The organism is Marinobacter sp. SS13-12, assembly GCF_030227115.1.
Lineage (GTDB): Bacteria > Pseudomonadota > Gammaproteobacteria > Pseudomonadales > Oleiphilaceae > Marinobacter.
This window is the reverse complement of the sequence record NZ_JASSUA010000001.1, coordinates 1,501,840-1,519,220: the sequence shown is the minus strand read 5'-3', so window position 1 is coordinate 1,519,220 and position 17,381 is coordinate 1,501,840. Positions and strand designations below refer to the sequence as shown.

Sequence of the window (17,381 nt, the reverse complement as noted above, 5' to 3'; positions counted from 1 at the left end):
TGAATGAAACAACGTGCAGCCTAGCGGCAACGTCACGGAGATACATTGACCATTGTCAGCCCGGTTTTTGAAAGGTCACCTGCAGGCTTCTGTATACCTCTCATTAAATACTCCAGGCACAATTACCTAGTGCCAGAATTTCTGACTTAAAAACAGCAGACTAACACCAACTTACAAAGACTTACCCGCCCGAAACTACCACCACAGCTACCCACTCACGCGAATACCACCATCCCCATCCCTTGCGGACAATGGGCGCACGTTTTACAGATGAGAACGAATCATGAATCTGATCAACAATCTTTCCATGCGAGGCAAACTCCTGACGCTGGTGGTGCCGGCATTGGTGGTTATCGCCTGGTTTGCGATCGACTCTATCGCCAACAGCTATGATGAACTTGGCAATATGCGACAACTGCGCACTATGGTGGAGCTGGCTGATATTGGTGACCCACTGATTGAAACCCTGCAGAAAGAGCGGGGCCGTTCCGCCGTTCGCTTTGCCAGCCAGCCGGAAACGGATGCCGCCAAACAGTCAACGCGGGAACTGGAAACACAACGGCAACAGACCGATGCCCGCCTGCGGGATTACCGGGCACAACTTGATACCGCACTGGCCCACGCCGACTTCGACAACAGCGTGACCGACAACATCCAGTCAGTACGGCAGGCCCTGAGCGACCTGAACTCTCTTCGGCAGTCGGTGGACAGGCGAAGCATTGTCGCCGCCGAATCAGCGAAGCGCTATACCGCGATTATCATGGGGTTAATGGACCGAATCCCACTGATCATTCGACGCGCCACCGATCCGGAGCTGACCCCGGGGAGTGAGCGCCTACTACGCCCTTGCAGAGACTACAGAGCGAGCCGGTCGGGAGCGGGCCGCCGGCGCATCACTCATTCGCAGCGGCGACTTTGACCTGCCCTCCATCCAAAACATAGCCGCCCTGGGTGGGCAGCAGGATTCGTACCTGAACCAGGCCCTGAACATGCTCCCTTCCGATGCTGCACTGAGCACTTCTCTTGAAAACCTCAGACAAACACCTGCTAACCGGGAACTTATGGAGATGCGTGAAACCCTGTTCAGCAGCCCGGCCGGCTTGTACGCACTGGACGCACCGAAGTGGTTTGAGACCACTACTCGTCGCATAGAGAGTCTCAACCAGGTCCGCACGGATGAGCTGCAAAAAATTCTGACGCAGGCCGACAACGGTGTTGCCACTGCTCGCGGTGAGCTGGTCACTGCGTCGACTGTTGCGCTAGCTGCCATTGTTTCCGTATTGGTGCTGACAGTGATTATCATCCGCGCCATCAGCCGTCAGGTCGCTGAACTACTTGCTGCCGTCCGGTTTGCCATGGACAACAAAGATCTGACCCGCCAGGTTTCCATATCCAGCACCGATGAGGTGGGTACCATTGGCAAGGCCATCAATGAACTGTTCGGCCGTTTCGGTAGTGCTCTGCAGCACATCGACAAGGCCAGTGTTCAGCTGGCAACAGCCACCGAAGAAACCAGCTCCACCGCCGACCAGAATACCGGGCAGGTAAAGAATCAACAGCAACAGATCGAGCAGGTTGCCGCTGCAACCGAGGAGATGTCTGCGACCTCCGAAGAAATCTCTCGCAATACCCAGCAAGTGGCCGATGCAGCCGGCAGCGCCATGGAAAAAAGCCGCGCCGGCGAGGAAGTTTTACACGGTAGTGTGCGCAGAATCCGCTCCCTGGCCACTTCGGTGCAGGAAGTCAATGAGGTGATTGAGGAGCTGGAACGCCGCAGCACCACGATCAGCGAGGTGGTGGATGTGATTCGCCAGGTGGCGGACCAGACCAACCTGCTTGCCCTCAATGCCGCCATCGAAGCCGCCCGCGCGGGAGAGCATGGCCGTGGTTTTGCAGTGGTGGCCGATGAAGTACGGACCCTGGCGCGGCAGACTCACGAATCCACAACCAAAATTGAAGGCATTATAAATGGATTCAAAGATATCACTGACAGCGCCAGCCGCTCCATCACCGCCAGCCACAAACTGGCCAATGAGACCAGCGAGCAGGCATTGGAGCTGGAACAGACGTTTGCCAATATACTCAGCGACGTGAACAGCATCTCTGACATGGCCTCACAGATTGCCACCGCCTCTGAGGAACAGGTGTCAGTGACGCGGGAGCTTGCGGGCAATATGGAATCCGTTAGCGAGGCAGCCATCCTGACACTGACCGGTTCCCAGGAAATTACTCAGGTGACCGGAGAGCAGGCAAAACTGGCGAGGGTACTTCAGGATCTGGCCAATGAGTTTAAGGTTCCGGCGTACAGCTGAGACCTCGGAGCCAAAAAAGGGGCTGCCAGATAACTGGTAGCCCCTTTTTTGTCAGTACAGTGTGATCAGATAATGCGAGAAAACCGTTTACTTGCCCCTTCCTTCCGATACAGATCAAAGATCTGACAGATGGCCCGGATCAACAGCCGCCCGGCGGGCTGAACCTGGAGCGCGTTGCCGTCATCCGCGATCAGTTCATCCTGAAGCATGGGCTTCAGGCGGTTCAATTCATCAGTGAAGTAACGGTCCAGGTCTTCCTGCCACACTTCTGCGAATAGCTTGCGATCCAGCCGGAACTGGCAGATCAACTGGCCGATCACCCAGCGGCGGATGCGGTCGTCCCGGGTCAGGTTCACGCCTTTGGTAACGGCCAACTGGCCGGAATCAATGGCCGCTTCCCAGGATGGCAGGTCGTGGTTGTTCTGGAAGTAGGCATCGTCGGTCTGGCCGATGGCAGAGACACCCAGGGACACCAGGTCGCATTCAGAGTGGGTGGTGTAACCCTGGAAGTTCCGGTGCAGCCGGCCTTCCCGCTGGGCCACGGCCAGGCTGTCATCCGGCTTGGCGAAATGGTCCATGCCGATGTATTCGTAACCGGCCTCCAGCAACCGGTTGATGGTGTTGTGCAGGATGGTCAGCTTCTGCTGCGGTGTGGGCAGGGTATCCGCCAGAATCCGGGTTTGCGGGTAGAAGCGATCCGGCAGGTGGGCGTAGCTGAACACGGAGAGCCGGTCCGGTGACATCTCGATCACTGCTTCCAGAGTTTCGGCAAAGCTCTCGGGGGTCTGGTGTGGCAGACCGTAGATCAGATCCAGGTTGATGGAGCGGAAGCCGAGTCGGCGGGCTTCGTTCAGCACAGCCTCGGTCATTTCCCGCGGCTGGATGCGGTTAACAGCTTTCTGAACCTTTGGATTCACATCCTGGACACCCAGGCTGATGCGGTTGAAGCCCAGGTCCCAGAGGGTTGGCAGGGTATCCTGGTCCACTTCCCGCGGGTCGATTTCCACGCTGTAATCCCGGTCGTCACCGGTCTGCAGGTTGAACAGTTCCCCGTACCCCGCCATCAGATATTCCATCACATCCTTTGGCAGGAAGGTGGGCGTACCACCGCCCCAGTGCAGTTGCGTCACCGGCCGGTCGGCCCCGAACAGGCGCGACTGGATAGCGGCTTCCTTCAGCACCCGCTCTACATAGGGCATGGCCTTGTCGCGCTTCTTGGTGATCACCTTGTTGCAGGCGCAGTAATAGCAGAGGTGCGCGCAGAATGGCAGGTGGGTGTAGAGCGACAACGGACGGTCGCTGGCTTTGCTGCGAGCGGCTGCCTTTACCATATCTTCCACCGGGTAGTTCTGGTTGAACTCCACTGCCGTTGGATAGGAAGTGTAGCGCGGGCCGCTGAGGTCGTAGCGGCGGATCAGCGCTTCGTCCCAGATGAATTCCGGGAGGGTGGATTCAGTGGTTTTCAGGGCGGAGGTCGAAGTCATCATAAGAGCTCTGGGGTCGAATATGGGGGTCATCCGGAAGATGTCGTCATTCTAGGACACTCCGGTGCTACGCATTTTGATGCGAGTCAGCTGACCGATGAATTCAGTTTACCAGTCCGCGCTATGAACCACCCTTGGGCTCTTGGCGTATCCCTGCTACCCCTTTTGGGGAGTATTTGGTGTCTGGCGCCCGGTTAGCGGAGGGAATGCCCTGCCAAAATACGCTGTGAATACGTCCCTGTACGCTCGGCTCCGCCATCCATGGCTCCGCACGATTTTGGCAGGGCATTCCCTCCGCCAACCTGACTATTCTGCCAGGCCGCAAACCCGAAAACGGAGGACAGCTTCCGCCATGCCAAACCTGATTCTGATTCTTGGTGACCAATTAACGACTGATATCAGTGCTCTGGACGGCGCGGATCGGGAACGAGACAGAGTCGTGATGGCAGAGGTCCATGACGAGGCGAGCTATACCAATCACCACAAGAAAAAACTGGTCCTGCTGTTCAGTGCCATGCGCCATTTCGCCCATCGCCTGGAAGCCGATGGCTGGCAGGTTCACTACCAGGCATACCATCCGGACAACGATGCCCGGAGCCTGGAGTCGGTCATCGCCCGCCAGCTCAAGGAGACCGGCGCGGACAGAGTGATCACCACGGAATGCGGCGAGTGGCGGCTGCATGAACAGATCGGTCAGTGGCATGAATGGCTTGGAGTTCCTGTGGAGATCCGCCCGGATACCCGTTTCATCGCCAGCAAACAGGAATTTGCGGACTGGGCGGAGGGTCGGAAACAGCTGCGAATGGAGTTCTTCTACCGGGAAATGCGGCGAAAAACCGGCTTGTTGATGACTTCCGATGGCAAGCCCGAGGGTGGACAGTGGAATTTTGATGCCGATAACCGGCGCAAATGGACCGGCAAGCCAGCGGCCCCCGCTCCATTTCGTGTGGAGCCCGATAAGGTGACGCAGGAGGTAATTGCTCTGGTGGAAGCGCATTTCACCAGTCATTTTGGCACTATGGAGGACTTTCATTTTGCCGTGACGCCGGAGGACGCAGAGCAGGCGCTGGATTACTTCATCGATTTCGCCCTACCCTGTTTTGGCGATTTTCAGGACGCCATGTCCGATGACGAGGACTGGCTGTTCCATTCCATTCTGTCTCCCTACATCAATTGCGGTCTTTTGGATCCGCTCGCCGTGTGCGAGGCAGCAGCGCAGGCCTGGTATGCCGGGCGTGCACCTATCAATGCGGTGGAGGGGTTTATCCGGCAAATTCTGGGCTGGCGGGAGTTTGTGCGGGGGATCTACTGGATGAATATGCCGGAGTACGCCAGGGAAAACCGGCTTGGCAATACCCGCGCCCTGCCCTGGTTCTACTGGACCGGCGAAACGAAGATGCGCTGCATGCACAAGGCCATTGATGCCACCCGCCGCAACGCCTACGCACATCACATTCAACGGCTGATGGTCACCGGCAATTTTGCGCTGTTGGCTGGCGTAAAACCGGAGGAGATCTGTGACTGGTACCTGGCTGTGTACGCCGATGCCTATGACTGGGTCGAGTTGCCCAACGTGCTCGGCATGGTGATGCACGCCGACGGCGGCTACCTGGGCTCGAAACCTTACGCCGCCAGCGGCAAGTACATCCAGCGGATGTCGAACCATTGCAACAACTGCCACTACAAGGTGAATAAATCCACGGAAGAGGATGCCTGTCCGTTCAATGCCCTGTACTGGCATTTCATCGACCGGCACCGGGAGGATTTCGCCAATAACCCGCGCATGGGGATGATGTACCGCAACTGGGACAGGCAGAAGCCTGAGAGGCGAGGGGCGCTGCTCCAGCGGGCCGATGACTTGCTGGCACGGCTGGAGCAGCTCTGAGCGAAGACTCTCTTCGACCCGTTATTGCGGGCGGATGCGTTTCTCGCTCTCCGGATCGAAGAACACGACTTTTCTCATATCGAACATCAGTTCGGCCTCTTCGCCCCAGTTGACTGGGTGTTCTGCATCCAGCCGGCACTGCACATCAATTCCGTTAAGGCGGATGATCGCGAGCACGTCTGGCCCGGTCGGTTCGGTGACTTCCACCGTGAACCTGCCCTCTGCCACCATCCGGCTATCCCTTTTCTGTTCGTCAGGCTGGCTTATGTGTTCCGGGCGGATGCCGAGTACCACCCGTTTGCCGGCCCAGCTTTCCAGATGCTCCGGCGCCGGCAAAGCCAGTGTGCGGCCGTCGCTTCCTTCAACCGTCACTGACAGGCTCGCCTCCGATTTTTCAACGGTCACACCAATAAAGCTCATGGAAGGCGACCCCATGAAGCTGGCGACGAACAGATTCTCCGGGGTGTCGTAGACTTCCTTTGGTGTTCCCAGTTGCTGCAGCTCGCCGTCTTTGAGCACCGCGATCCTGTCCGCCAGGGTCATGGCCTCGATCTGGTCGTGGGTGACGTACACGATGGTGGTTTTCAGGCGCTGATGCAGCTTCTTGATCTCGGTACGCATTTCCACCCGCAGCTTGGCGTCCAGGTTGGAAAGGGGCTCGTCGAACAGGTAGATCTTGGGCCTGCGGGCCAACGCCCGCCCCATGGCCACGCGCTGTTGTTGGCCACCGGAAAGCCGCGAGGGCTTCTTGTCCAACAACGGGGATATCTGCAGCAGGTCGGCAACCCGCTCCACTTCCTGGCGGATTTCCTCTTTCGGCATGCCGCGAATCTTGAGGCCAAATGCGATGTTCTCACGCACCGACATGGTGGGATAGAGCGCGTAGGACTGGAACACCATGGCGATGTCACGGTCCTTCGGCTCCATGCCCGAGATGTCCTTGCCATCCACCACAATCGACCCGCCGGTGATGGTTTCCAGGCCGGCGATGCTGTTCATCAGTGTGGATTTGCCGCAGCCCGATGGTCCGACCAGGGTCAGGAACTCGCCGGATGCGATGTCTATGTTGATGCCCTTGAGGGTCTCGTCCAGGGCGCCTGCGTAAGTCTTGCGGATGTCCCGCAGTTCAAGTTGTGCCATTGTTGTTCTACCCTTTAACCGAGCCGGCCGTCAGGCCGCGTATGAAGTACTTGCCTGCCACGATGTACACCACCAGTGTTGGCAGCGCGGCGATCATGGCGGCGGCCATATCCACGTTGTATTCCTTCACCCCGGTACTGGTGTTCACCAGATTGTTCAGGGCCACCGTTATGGGCTGGCTGTCGCCACTGGCGAAGACCACCCCGAAGAGGAAGTCGTTCCAGATCTGGGTGAACTGCCAGATCAGCGACACCATGAAAATCGGCGTGGACAGGGGCAGCAGGATGCGGAAGAAGATGGTAAAGAAGCCGGCCCCGTCCAGCCGCGCGGCCTTGATCAGGGCATCGGGAATGGCCACGTAATAGTTACGGAAAAACAGTGTGGTAAACGCCACTCCGTAAATAACGTGAACCAGTACCAGCCCGGTTGTCGTGTTCGCCAGCCCGAGTTTGCCCAGGGTGGCCGCCATGGGCAGCAGCACAACCTGGAACGGCACAAAGCAACCAAACAGCAGCATGCCGAACATCAGGTCAGAGCCCTTGAACTTCCACTTGGACAGCACGTAACCGTTAAAGGCACCCAGCAGTGTGGAAATCAGCACCGCAGGCACGGTCATCTTGAACGAATTCCAGAAGTACCCTTTGACCCCGTCGCATTGCACACCGGTACAGGCCCCGGACCAGGCCTTGGTCCAGCCCATAACGGTCCAGTCGGTGGGCAGTGCCAGCAGGTTGCCGGTGCGGATATCCATTGGCGTCTTGAAGCTGGTAATCAGCATGATGATCAGCGGAATCAGGTACACCAGACACGCCAGCAGCAGCACTCCGTATATGGCAATACGGCTGGGACGAAACCCGGTACGAACCACATCAGTCATGGCGCTTCTCCCTCAGTTCGGAATACAAGTACGGCACCAGCAGCGCGAGAATGGCACCCAACATCAGCATGGCGCTGGCAGAGCCCAGGCCCATCTGGCCGCGGGTAAAGGTGTGGGCGTACATGAACACTGCAGGCAGATCGGTGGAATAGCCTGGCCCACCAGAGGTCATGGCCATCACCAGGTCAAAACTCTTGATGGCGATGTGGGCCAGCACCATCACGGAGCTGAAGAAAACCGGCCGCAGGGAGGGCAGGATGATTTTCCAGTAAATCACCGGCAGGCTGGCGCCATCCACTCTTGCAGCGCGAATAATGGATGGATCAACGCCCCGCAGGCCAGCCAGAAACAGAGCCATGACAAAGCCGGAAGCCTGCCATACGGCGGCCATCACGATGGTGTAGATGGCAAAATCGGAATTTACCAGCCAGTCAAAACTGAACGAGGTCCAGCCCCAGTCGTGCATCAGCTTTTCCAGCCCCAGGCTCGGATTCAGAATCCATCGCCAGACCGTGCCGGTGACGATCATGGACAATGCCATGGGGTAGAGATAGATCGTTCTTATAGCGCCTTCCTGGCGGATGCGCTGGTCCAGGAAGATGGCCAGTACAACGCCAATCAGCAAACAAATGCCAATGAAAAGCCCCCCGAAAATCGCAAGATTCCAGGATGCGACCAGCCAGCGCTCGCTCTCCATCAGCTTGGCGTACTGGTCAAGGCCGACGAAATTATAACTGGGCAGGAAGCTGGAATTGGTAAACGACAACACGCCCGTCCATAGCATGTAGCCATAGATACCAATACCAACCAGTATGAAGGTTGGCGCCACCACCAGCTTCGGCAGCCAGCGCTGCAGGCCATCCATCAGGCCAGACGATGCCCGGGCCACCCCGGCAGGGCGACGTTGAGTATGTTCCATGAGGAATCCCCTGAAATAACCCGAAGGCCGCCCACCGGGCGGCCTGGTGCGGCATTACATGGCGGACTGGATGGCGGCTGCCAACTGGTCCGTGGTTTTTGCCGGGTCCGGGTTGTTGGAGTTGACGAAGTTGGTGACCACATCGAAGATCTGGCCCTGGATGTAGCTTGTGGTCGCCAGGCCATGGGAGAAGCTCGGTACCAGACCGCCGTCATCGGCACTGGACTTGAACGTGTCCATCGACGCCTGGGCACAGGTGTCAAATGCCCCCATATCCATGTCAGTACGTACCGGAATGGAGCCCTTGTTCTGGTTGAACAGGGTCTGGAATTCAGGTTCCAGGATGGTACGTGCCAGATCCTTCTGTGCCTTGATGTTCTCTTCTTCCGACAGGCTGAACATGGCGAAGGAATCGACGTTAAAGGTGAACTGGCCTTCAGTGCCCGGCGCTGGCGCACACAGGTAGTCTTCACCAGGCGTCAGTTCCGCTGCAGTGAATTCACCCTTGGCCCAGTCGCCCATAATCTGCATGGCCGCCTCGCCGCGAATCACCATGCCGGTGGCCGTATTCCAGTCGCGGCCGGCGGCATCGTCATCCACATAGCTCATCACCCTGGCGAACTGAGCGAAGACCTCTTCCATCTTTTCGCTGTTGATCACATCCATGTCGTGGTCTACAAACGCCTTGCGGTAGTCGTCGGGTCCCAGTTCCGCCAGTGCCACCGCGTCGAACACGGTAGCGTCCTGCCAGGGCTGACCTCCGTGCGCCAGGGGAATGTAGCCCTCGGCCTTGAGCTTGTCGGCCACTTCGAAAAACTCGTCCAGCGTGGTGGGAACTTCAACACCGACGTCTTCCATCACCTTCGGGTTCACCCACAGCCAGTTCACCCGGTGCACGTTCACCGGCACGGCTACATACTCACCTTCGTATTTCATGACATCGGAAATCATCGGCGGAATAAGCTGATCCCAGTTCTCGGATTCGGCGACACTGTCCAGGCTGGTCAGAAAACCCAGCTCCGCCCATTCACGAATGTCCAGGCCCTTGATCTGGGCCGCCGCAGGTGGATTACCGGATACGGCGCGGGTTTTCAGCACGGTCATGGCGGCTTCCCCACCGCCGCCGGCTACCGCGAAGTCTTTCCAGGTGTGGCCCTGTTCTTCCATCATTTTTTTCAGCGCAGCAGCAGCCCGCGCTTCGCCACCGGCAGTCCACCAGTGCAGGACTTCCACTTCACCGGCCTGGACGGCCGCGGTTGGCATCAGGGCGGCAGACACCGCCAGGGCAGTAAGATGACGCTTGAAGGTTTTCATAATCACTCCTTGTTTTTGTTGGGAAGACCCGGCTCGATATCAGAACCAGACTTCCATCTGAGTACCAAAGGTCCACTGGCTGCCGCCAAAATCTTCCTGGCCGAGGGCGTCGCCGCCGTCATAGCGGTTAAGCTCGTCGTCCCAGGTGGAATAGCTGGCGAAGACTCGAATCTCCGGGCGGTTCCAGAATCCGCCTACCTGCGGCTTGAAGGTTGGTGCAATGGTAAAACGGGCATAGTCGCCATCGACATCACCGCGTCCCTCGTAGCCTTCGGTTTGCAGATCCATGACCTGCCAGGAGGCCTCGTACTGCATCTCGAAGTTGGCCCCAAGTTCGTTGGCAAGGCGGGTATTGAAGGTCAGCCACTGGTACTCATCCCCTTCCACATAACGGTCCGTGCTGGTTTCCGCCATGATCGCCGGGGCGATTCGCCAGGTATCACTCAGACGGGTGGTTCCGTAGAGGGCGACTCGCGTGCTGACCGCATCTTCATGCAGGTTGCCGTCGGCACCAAGGTTCTTGACCTCCGCACCCAGACCCTGGCCATGGAGCAGCGCTATCTTGAAGCTACCGTCGGACACTCCGAAGAAGCTGTCGCCGTGGTAAGCCAGCATGGTCTGGACACCCGAGTCCGCTGCTTCCATGACGCCGCCGACAACACGCTCGTCGTTATCCGCAGCGGACATGCCGTTGATCAGCCACTGAACATTGCCGAAGTAGTTATTGGCAGTGAGAATCAGGTTGTCGGTATCCGAGGTACCGTCAGTGGTGTTGGGGTCGGACGGAAAATCCAGGAAGCTACGGCCGTAGAGTGAGAAGTTGGACGTCACCGAGTCGCTGAAGGCCACGTCGTAGAGTCCGGCACCGGTGCCCCCCAGAAAGACGATGTCGCTGTCGAGCCAGTGGATGTCAAAATCCAGGTCCCGGTCAAAGCGCTTGCCGGCCCAGATGGACGCATCCTCGAAAATACCGGTGAAGCCGGCGAGGTTGCTGAATTCCACATAGGCCTGACGCACATTCAGGGCGCCATCACCGGCAGTCCAGTCGTTCGAGGAAGTGGTGGAATCGGCAATCATCAGGCGGTAATGAGCCCTGGTGCCATTCTCAGCCACACTCTTGTAGTTAAGGATGGCTTCCAGGTAGGTGTCCGGCTCGTTGCCCAGCCGGCCAACGGCGCCGCCAACCGAGCCCGCCGGTGTCAGGTACGGGCCGCCTGGGGCACTTTTGCCGTCACTATTGAGAAGCAGTCCGGAGCGGGCGTAGGTGTTGAAGGAAAAGCCTTCGTCGCCCCGGGCATGGGGCTCGACCTCTGCCAGCTGTTGCTCCAGGGCCGAGAGGCGGTCTTCCACGCTCTCCTGCGCCTGAGCCTGGCTGGCGAACAGACCCAATGAAGCAACGCTCACAGCAACTGCCAGTCGGCAACCATTGATGGTGTCATTGTTCCGGATAGTAAAGTTCGATTTACAGGTATTCATCATGACTCCTTGTTTTTGTTGTATTGGCAACATCAGAGTCTATGGCAATACCCGAAACGGGAACGTATCAAACTGAAAGACCGATGTAACATGGTTGTTACATTGAAATCTCAATGTCGAGGAAGCGAGAGTGTCACGTCCAGGCCACCGCCTGACCAGTTGGCAATTTCAAGGTCGCCACCATGGCTCTGAGCAATGTTGCGGGCAATCCCGAGCCCCAGGCCATGGCCCTTCCGGTGTTCCTGACCCAGGCGGTAATAGGGCTCGAAAATCCGATCCAGCTCTGCCTCGGGAATACCTGGCCCATGATCGCGAACATGAATAACCAGCTGTTCGGGAGAGTCTTCCACGCAGATGGTTGCCGACTCCCCGTACTTGACCGCATTATCCATCAAGTTGCCCAGGCAGCGCTTCAGCGCCAGGGGCTTGCCGCGATACGGGACACAGGTTCCCTCCACGACAATGCGAGGGCTGTCGCCGGTGTAGGCTTCCGCCATTCGACGCAACATGCCATCAATATCAACGAGTTCGACATTCTCATGAATGTCCGTGTCCTTCATGCTCTGGAGGGCACCTTTTACCAGCAACTCCAGTTCCTGAAGATCGCTTTCTAGCCGTTCGCGAATGGTGTCATCCTCAATCAGATCGGCACGCAGGCGCAGCCTTGTGATCGGCGTTTTAAGGTCGTGGGAGATTGCCCGGAACAGCTGGTCACGGTCGCTGATGTAACTCTGCAGACGACGGTGCATGGTATTGAACCCCCGGGTAACGGCGACAATTTCAGCACTGCCCTGTTCCCGCAATGGCGGTTGGCATTCATCCAGTGGCAGGTCACGCGCGGCCCTGGCCAGTTTATGCAACGGCCGGGTCTGGCGACGCACCAGCCATGCCAGCACCGGGAAGAGCACGCCGATCATCACCAGGATAAACACAATCTGCTGGCCGGGGATGCTTTCGTCATCCAGTGACACATAGGGTGCTGGTAACAATGAGGCCAGATACAGCCACTCCCCCGTGGCCACTTCCACCTGGGTGACCAGCACGGGGGGTTTGATAGGCTCGAGGGTCAGTGCGTGGTGAGCCCAGGATTTGGGTAATGCATCCAGTGGCAGTTGGGTATTGAGGATTCGCAGGTCATCAGGGTGAACAAACTCAACGTACAGGTTGGTGGATTTCCCGAGCCTGCTCCTGAGCACCGCCTCGACTTCCTCTGTGACCAGCCGCTTGCGTTCACTGTCTGGCAGCGCACGCATATTGATGCGCTTGTCATTCAGGGAGACGAAGAATCGGGACCCACCCATATCTCTCAGCTGGTCCAGCACAATATGCCGGTATTGCAGTGGCAGAGACTTGAAGAACTGAGTGGTTGCCGCCGCTGAAGAGGCAAGATTGCGGGTGGTATTGACCAGTCCCTCCACCTGCTGGGCACGGAAGGTGCCCACCCAGATCACACTCGAAACCACCTGGGCAACACCCATTGCCAGCAGTGTCAGCAGCAGGATGCGACCAAGGAGCGACGACGGCACCAGGCGCCACACCTTGCGACCGGTGTCGACCGCCCCGGCATCATTCCGCGGCATGAGTCACCGTTGCCGCCAACAGGTACCCTGCCCCGCGCACCGTCTTGATCAGCCTGGGGTTACGCCCCTGATCCCCAAGGCGCTGGCGCAGGCGGCTGACCGCAACATCCACAACACGGTCAAGCGGCATGGATTCCCGGCCTCGGGTAACACCCGAGATAGTGTCACGGTCCAGCACTTCATTGGGGTGAGCGAGAAAAAGCTGCAACAGGGCAAAATCAGCACCCGACAGTGGGCTGGCTTTGCCCTGGTCGGAGATGAGCTCGTGGGCCAGCGTGTCCAGGCGCCAACGATCAAAACGGACAAACCTGGGGTTGTCTGCCCGGGTGAAGCTTGAACGCCGCAACAACGCCTTGACCCTGGCCTGCAGTTCACGGGCACTGAACGGTTTGGCCAGGTAATCGTCGGCACCGATTTCCAGGCCCACCACCCGGTCCGTTTCATCGGAGCTCGCCGTCAGCATGATGATAGGCACCTGGGAATGCTCGCGAATTTCCCGGCAAAGCGTAAAACCATCGTCGCCGGGCATCATGATGTCGAGCACGATCAGGTCTACCTTTGCCTGGGTGAGTTGTTGGCGCATGGCATCACCCTCGGCGGCTGTCGTCACGTCGTAGCCAACGCGGGACAGGTGTTCCTGCAATAGCTCGCGTATCGCCAGATCGTCGTCCACAACAAGAATCGATGCTTTTACATCAGACATTTAAAAACCTTTATTGTTGTTCGCACCTGCAAGCATATGTCTAAAAGTTGTGAGGCAAAAGCCCCGAGTGAGTGCTAGGCTAAGTTCAATATTGTTAACAAAAATGGATGAAAGGTTCACCATGGATTTCCGGCCTGTGGTACTGGGTGTCATCGGCACAGCTGCCCTGTCTGTCGCTCACGCCCGGCCCCCTGTACTCAACCTCTATACATTTGCATCATCGCCTTACCAGATTCCGGCACTGGCAGGCCCTGGCAACGCGAAGGTGGTGGGCGAGACGGTAGATACAGTCACCTGTGCAGCAAGGCAGGCCGGTTGGTCGACCCGCGTTCGGATCACGCCGCAAAATCGGGCCGTACACTCGTTGCGACGAAACCTGATCGATGGTTACTTTGCCATAGATCCCTCCACAGAACTCGATGCCACCGCGAAAAGAAGCAATCCGGTCACGCTGGAGAAATGGTATTTTTTCACCACTGAGCCGGATGTGGTGGCAGAATCTGCCCGCATCGGGGTAGTGGACGGCAGTAATGAGAAAGCCTGGCTTGAAGACAACGGCTTCGACGTTTTCATGAGCGTTTCAATGCCGAGCCAGTTGCTCGCCCTGCTGAAACGCGGCCGAATCGACGCTGCCCTGATGGACAGGCGGGCCATGATTGAGCTGCACGCTCCAGACAGATCAGGCGCTGGCGAACTGAACGCCCACTTTCTCCGTTACGCACCCTTGTATATGTATCTCAGTGAAAACTTCACTGCCAACAATCCTGATTTCCTTTCTACTTTCAACAAGTTCCTGCCCGCCTGCATGGAAGGCCAGATTACACTCTCTGCCGATGAAGAAGCGCGCATCAAGCACCTTGCAGAGCGACTATTCAGGGAAATCGACGGCATGCTCAACCTGCAGCAGGCCATTGACGCCGGGCCCCGAATGGAAAACCTGACCGATGTGCTGACCTTCGACACCATGTGGCAAGCACTCGCCCCCGGGCAAGCCCCCGAACTTGCCAAAGCGATACTTGAGCTGCCCGGATCACGAGCTCTTTTTGCCTGGAAGCTGACTCATAGCGACGTGGTCACAGAGGCTCTGCTGACCAATAACCTGGGCACACTGGTCGCCATGAGCGCGCTTAGTTCTGATTACTGGCAGGGCGACGAACCCAAGTTCACCCGGGTAATCGAAAATATCAGGGCAGGCTCAACCGGACTGGACGCCATGGCCATATCAGACATCCGGTACGACGCCTCCACCTCCCGTTTTCAGGTAACGGTCAGCGCGCCTGTGGGGCCGGTTTCAGAGGGTATGCCCAAGGGCATGATCGCGCTCGGACTGGATATCGAAAGGGCTCTCGGGGCCCGTGACACGGACTGACCTCATGGGGGCCCGATCTCACAGGCCAGAACCAGCGCCCAGAACTCAGAAAAGTCGTTAACCACCACATCCGGTTTGTCCGGGTGTTTGTGGGTGCCCGGGAAAATCCGGTTCAACCAGGGCAGATCCCATTGCGCCCCGTTAAAAAACACAGCCGTCATGCCGGCACGCTTGGCGGCAATCACATCGGTGGTGCTGTCACCCACGTACCAGACGCTCGGGTCCGGCGGGTAGTCCAGCTTTTGCACCGCGAGGTAGAGCTGGTCCGGGTGAGGCTTTCGCAAGGGCGTGTCGTCGCCGCACACATCCACATCGAACAGGTGTGTCCAGCCGGTATCGTCCACCGCGGCCAGTTCGTGTTCGAAAAACTCCCGGTCGCGGTTGGTGATCACTCCCACCTGAATGCCAATACGCCGCAACCCCTCAAGCACGGCCCGCACTTTGGGCTCAAAGGCTTTCACAGTACCGTAATGTTCCCGGTAGTGACGGTTGAATACCTTGTGGGCAATCTGTTTCGCGTCCTGGTCTTCACCGAACAGCACTTCAAAAATATCCGTCCGTGAGATCTTGCGGTCCGCCCGCACCTTGGGGTGCAGTTTGGCAAACTCTCGAACATAGGCCACCAGGCGGGCATCCTCAGGAGTTTTACTGTCTTCCGGTGCCAGCATCCGGTCTGTCAGCCCCAGTTCCTCAAATTCGGGAAACATGTCATCCACCGCGTGGTACATGGCGTCCAGGGTATCCACCAGAGTGGCGTGCCAGTCGAACAACACCACCGAAGGCCGGATCAGGCTGACAACCGCCGGGTGCCAGTCCGGCTCGATACGGGGCTGGGGCGGTTCCGGGCGCGGGTAGGGCCGTGGCCGGACTTCCGCAGGCGTCGACCGAAACGCTTCCGGCTCCTGCCGTTCCAGGAGTGCCAGCAGGTTGATAAGGTCCTCAAAACTGTCAAGAATCGCTGCCGGCGCATCGCGATGGCTGAACCAGCTGTCAATCCGCCCGGACTCCCAGCAGGCGCCGTTATAAAAGACTCCGGAGACACCGGCGCGGTTGGCGGTGAGCATGTCCACATAACTGTCACCCACGTACCAGGCCCGCGCGTCCGCGGGTAGATCCAGCTTCTCCAGGGCGCGGGTGATCACTTCGGGGTCGGGTTTGTACTCGGTCACGTCATCGGCACAGACCGTGGCATCAAAGAGGTTCTGCCAACGCCCCTCGTCCACCATTCTCAGTTCCTTGTCCAGGAACTCCCGGTTGCGATTGGTGGATACCGCCAGCCGGATACCCATTTCTTTCAGGGCGGTGAGGTATTCGTAAGCGCCCTGCTGGAACGGCCGTACTTTTCCGAAATATTTTCGGTAGCAGTTGTTGTAAGCCTTGTGGGCGATCAGCTTGGCCTCTTTGTCGTCACCAAAGATGGCATTGAAGATGTCGGTACGGGATACCCGCCGCTCCGCCAGAATGCGCGGATGCAAGCGCCGGAAGATCCGGATGTAGCGCACCAGGCGGGCGTCATCGGCGGTGCGGCATTTATCCTCAGGCAGCAGCCTCTCCACCAGACCCAGATCTTCCAGTTGCGGCAGCATCTCCTCCATGGCGCTGAACATGGCATCGTGGGTGTCCACCAGAGTGCCGTGCCAGTCGAACATCAGCACCGATGGTGCGGGCAATCCATCGCTGAATCGAGCCACAATCAATTTCCCCGTGGTTTCTTGGCGGTCTCAACCTGAACTACACGGCCATTCCGCAATTTAACGATCCGGCGAAACTGGGTCTTGCCGGTTTCATACATCCACTCTTCCACGGGCACCAGGGTACTCGGCCGATAATGCCCGGAAACCTTTGATCCGTGGCCAACAACTTCCCAGGTGACCCGCCTGGAAACCGGCTCTCCGCAGTAGGCCACCATCTCGAACTCACTGACCCCGCTTTGCAGCCGGGCCGGTGAGCAATCACCGGCACTGTCACCGGCAAAGCCATAGCTCAGGCTGTGCTCCCGGACGAGTTTGCCGTCGCGGAATTCAAGGCGGCGAATGAACCCCTGAGGGCCAGGATTGTAATACCAGTGCTCTACTTCACCCACAACCCCAACGCCGGGAACAGTGGCGGTCGGGTAAGTTGCCACGTAGTCCGGGGCGCCACAACGTTCTTCCACTTCCACCGGCCAGTCGCCGACATCCACCAGTGAGGATCCGCAACGAAATGCGCCACTGGCGGCGCCCGGCAATGCAACCAGGCCGGGAAGTAACATGAGCCACAGCATCCTGGTTGATAACAGCATGCACATACTTACTCTCCCATTCCTGCATCCCTGACTCCACA

The 17,381-nt window shown here is 58.2% G+C and carries 14 protein-coding genes; 4 read left to right on the top strand and 10 right to left on the bottom strand.

Annotated elements, in window-relative coordinates; genetic code table 11:
• Positions 1 to 283 precede the first annotated feature (283 nt).
• On the top strand, positions 284 to 919 hold the full coding sequence (locus tag QPL94_RS06960) for a nitrate- and nitrite sensing domain-containing protein (RefSeq protein WP_285356427.1): 636 nt from the start codon (positions 284 to 286) through the stop codon (positions 917 to 919).
• Entirely contained in the window at positions 828 to 2,312 is a 1,485-nt protein-coding gene (locus tag QPL94_RS06955) for a methyl-accepting chemotaxis protein (RefSeq protein WP_285356426.1), read from the top strand. The genes QPL94_RS06960 and QPL94_RS06955 overlap by 92 nt, the downstream gene beginning before the upstream one ends.
• 65 nt (positions 2,313 to 2,377) lie before the next feature.
• On the opposite strand, the gene hemN is transcribed toward QPL94_RS06955, so the two are convergent.
• On the bottom strand, positions 2,378 to 3,796 hold the full coding sequence (hemN, locus tag QPL94_RS06950) for an oxygen-independent coproporphyrinogen III oxidase (protein WP_502881538.1): 1,419 nt from the start codon (positions 3,794 to 3,796) through the stop codon (positions 2,378 to 2,380).
• Between the two features lie 352 nt (positions 3,797 to 4,148).
• Between hemN and QPL94_RS06945 the strand changes: the two genes are divergently transcribed.
• Entirely contained in the window at positions 4,149 to 5,681 is a 1,533-nt protein-coding gene (locus QPL94_RS06945; RefSeq protein WP_285356423.1) for a cryptochrome/photolyase family protein, read from the top strand.
• A gap of 21 nt (positions 5,682 to 5,702) precedes the next feature.
• On the opposite strand, the gene QPL94_RS06940 is transcribed toward QPL94_RS06945, so the two are convergent.
• The 7 genes from QPL94_RS06940 to QPL94_RS06910 all read right to left on the bottom strand — a co-directional run bounded on the left by QPL94_RS06940 (position 5,703) and on the right by QPL94_RS06910 (position 13,690).
• On the bottom strand, positions 5,703 to 6,821 hold the full coding sequence (locus QPL94_RS06940; protein ID WP_285356421.1) for an ABC transporter ATP-binding protein: 1,119 nt from the start codon (positions 6,819 to 6,821) through the stop codon (positions 5,703 to 5,705).
• Positions 6,822 to 6,828: 7 nt separating this feature from the next.
• Positions 6,829 to 7,698: a carbohydrate ABC transporter permease gene (locus tag QPL94_RS06935; RefSeq protein WP_285356420.1), complete on the bottom strand. Its 870-nt coding sequence runs from the start codon at positions 7,696 to 7,698 to the stop codon at positions 6,829 to 6,831.
• Positions 7,691 to 8,617, bottom strand: a complete 927-nt coding sequence (locus QPL94_RS06930) for a carbohydrate ABC transporter permease (RefSeq protein ID WP_285356418.1) — start codon at positions 8,615 to 8,617, stop codon at positions 7,691 to 7,693. The genes QPL94_RS06935 and QPL94_RS06930 overlap by 8 nt, the downstream gene beginning before the upstream one ends.
• 54 nt (positions 8,618 to 8,671) lie before the next feature.
• Positions 8,672 to 9,931, bottom strand: coding sequence for an ABC transporter substrate-binding protein (locus tag QPL94_RS06925; protein WP_285356416.1), 1,260 nt, complete (start codon positions 9,929 to 9,931; stop codon positions 8,672 to 8,674).
• A 39-nt stretch (positions 9,932 to 9,970) separates the two neighbouring features.
• Entirely contained in the window at positions 9,971 to 11,407 is a 1,437-nt protein-coding gene (locus QPL94_RS06920; RefSeq protein ID WP_285356415.1) for a carbohydrate porin, read from the bottom strand.
• A gap of 110 nt (positions 11,408 to 11,517) precedes the next feature.
• Positions 11,518 to 12,987 carry an ATP-binding protein gene (locus QPL94_RS06915; RefSeq protein ID WP_285356414.1) on the bottom strand — a complete coding sequence of 490 codons (1,470 nt, stop codon included), beginning with the start codon at positions 12,985 to 12,987 and terminating at the stop codon, positions 11,518 to 11,520.
• Entirely contained in the window at positions 12,974 to 13,690 is a 717-nt protein-coding gene (locus tag QPL94_RS06910; RefSeq protein WP_285356413.1) for a response regulator, read from the bottom strand. Before QPL94_RS06910 ends, QPL94_RS06915 begins: the two co-directional genes overlap by 14 nt.
• Before the next feature lie 121 nt (positions 13,691 to 13,811).
• On the opposite strand from QPL94_RS06910, the gene QPL94_RS06905 reads away from it, so the two are divergent.
• Positions 13,812 to 15,059: a substrate-binding periplasmic protein gene (locus QPL94_RS06905; protein WP_285356412.1), complete on the top strand. Its 1,248-nt coding sequence runs from the start codon at positions 13,812 to 13,814 to the stop codon at positions 15,057 to 15,059.
• Between the two features lie 2 nt (positions 15,060 to 15,061).
• On the opposite strand, the gene QPL94_RS06900 is transcribed toward QPL94_RS06905, so the two are convergent.
• The gene (locus QPL94_RS06900) at positions 15,062 to 16,750 is read right to left on the bottom strand and encodes an HAD family hydrolase (RefSeq protein WP_285356410.1); all 1,689 of its coding nucleotides are present in this window, start codon (positions 16,748 to 16,750) and stop codon (positions 15,062 to 15,064) included.
• A 2-nt stretch (positions 16,751 to 16,752) separates the two neighbouring features.
• Positions 16,753 to 17,310 (bottom strand): DUF2845 domain-containing protein, encoded by a 558-nt coding sequence (locus QPL94_RS06895; protein WP_285356409.1) that lies wholly within the window; start codon positions 17,308 to 17,310, stop codon positions 16,753 to 16,755.
• Positions 17,311 to 17,381: the final 71 nt, after the last annotated feature.

Excerpts from the sequence above, each read along its gene's own strand:
- QPL94_RS06940 (WP_285356421.1), bottom strand. The coding sequence starts at position 6,821 with ATGGCACAACTTGAACTGCGGGACATCCGCAAGACTTACGCAGGCGCC.
- QPL94_RS06905 (WP_285356412.1), top strand. The coding sequence starts at position 13,812 with ATGGATTTCCGGCCTGTGGTACTGGGTGTCATCGGCACAGCTGCCCTG.
- QPL94_RS06910 (WP_285356413.1), bottom strand. The coding sequence starts at position 13,690 with ATGTCTGATGTAAAAGCATCGATTCTTGTTGTGGACGACGATCTGGCG.
- QPL94_RS06945 (WP_285356423.1), top strand. The coding sequence starts at position 4,149 with ATGCCAAACCTGATTCTGATTCTTGGTGACCAATTAACGACTGATATC.
- QPL94_RS06935 (WP_285356420.1), bottom strand. The coding sequence starts at position 7,698 with ATGACTGATGTGGTTCGTACCGGGTTTCGTCCCAGCCGTATTGCCATA.
- QPL94_RS06915 (WP_285356414.1), bottom strand. The coding sequence starts at position 12,987 with ATGCCGCGGAATGATGCCGGGGCGGTCGACACCGGTCGCAAGGTGTGG.
- QPL94_RS06960 (WP_285356427.1), top strand. The coding sequence starts at position 284 with ATGAATCTGATCAACAATCTTTCCATGCGAGGCAAACTCCTGACGCTG.
- QPL94_RS06925 (WP_285356416.1), bottom strand. The coding sequence starts at position 9,931 with ATGAAAACCTTCAAGCGTCATCTTACTGCCCTGGCGGTGTCTGCCGCC.
- hemN (WP_502881538.1), bottom strand. The coding sequence starts at position 3,796 with ATGACTTCGACCTCCGCCCTGAAAACCACTGAATCCACCCTCCCGGAA.
- QPL94_RS06895 (WP_285356409.1), bottom strand. The coding sequence starts at position 17,310 with ATGTTACTTCCCGGCCTGGTTGCATTGCCGGGCGCCGCCAGTGGCGCA.
- QPL94_RS06930 (WP_285356418.1), bottom strand. The coding sequence starts at position 8,617 with ATGGAACATACTCAACGTCGCCCTGCCGGGGTGGCCCGGGCATCGTCT.
- QPL94_RS06920 (WP_285356415.1), bottom strand. The coding sequence starts at position 11,407 with ATGAATACCTGTAAATCGAACTTTACTATCCGGAACAATGACACCATC.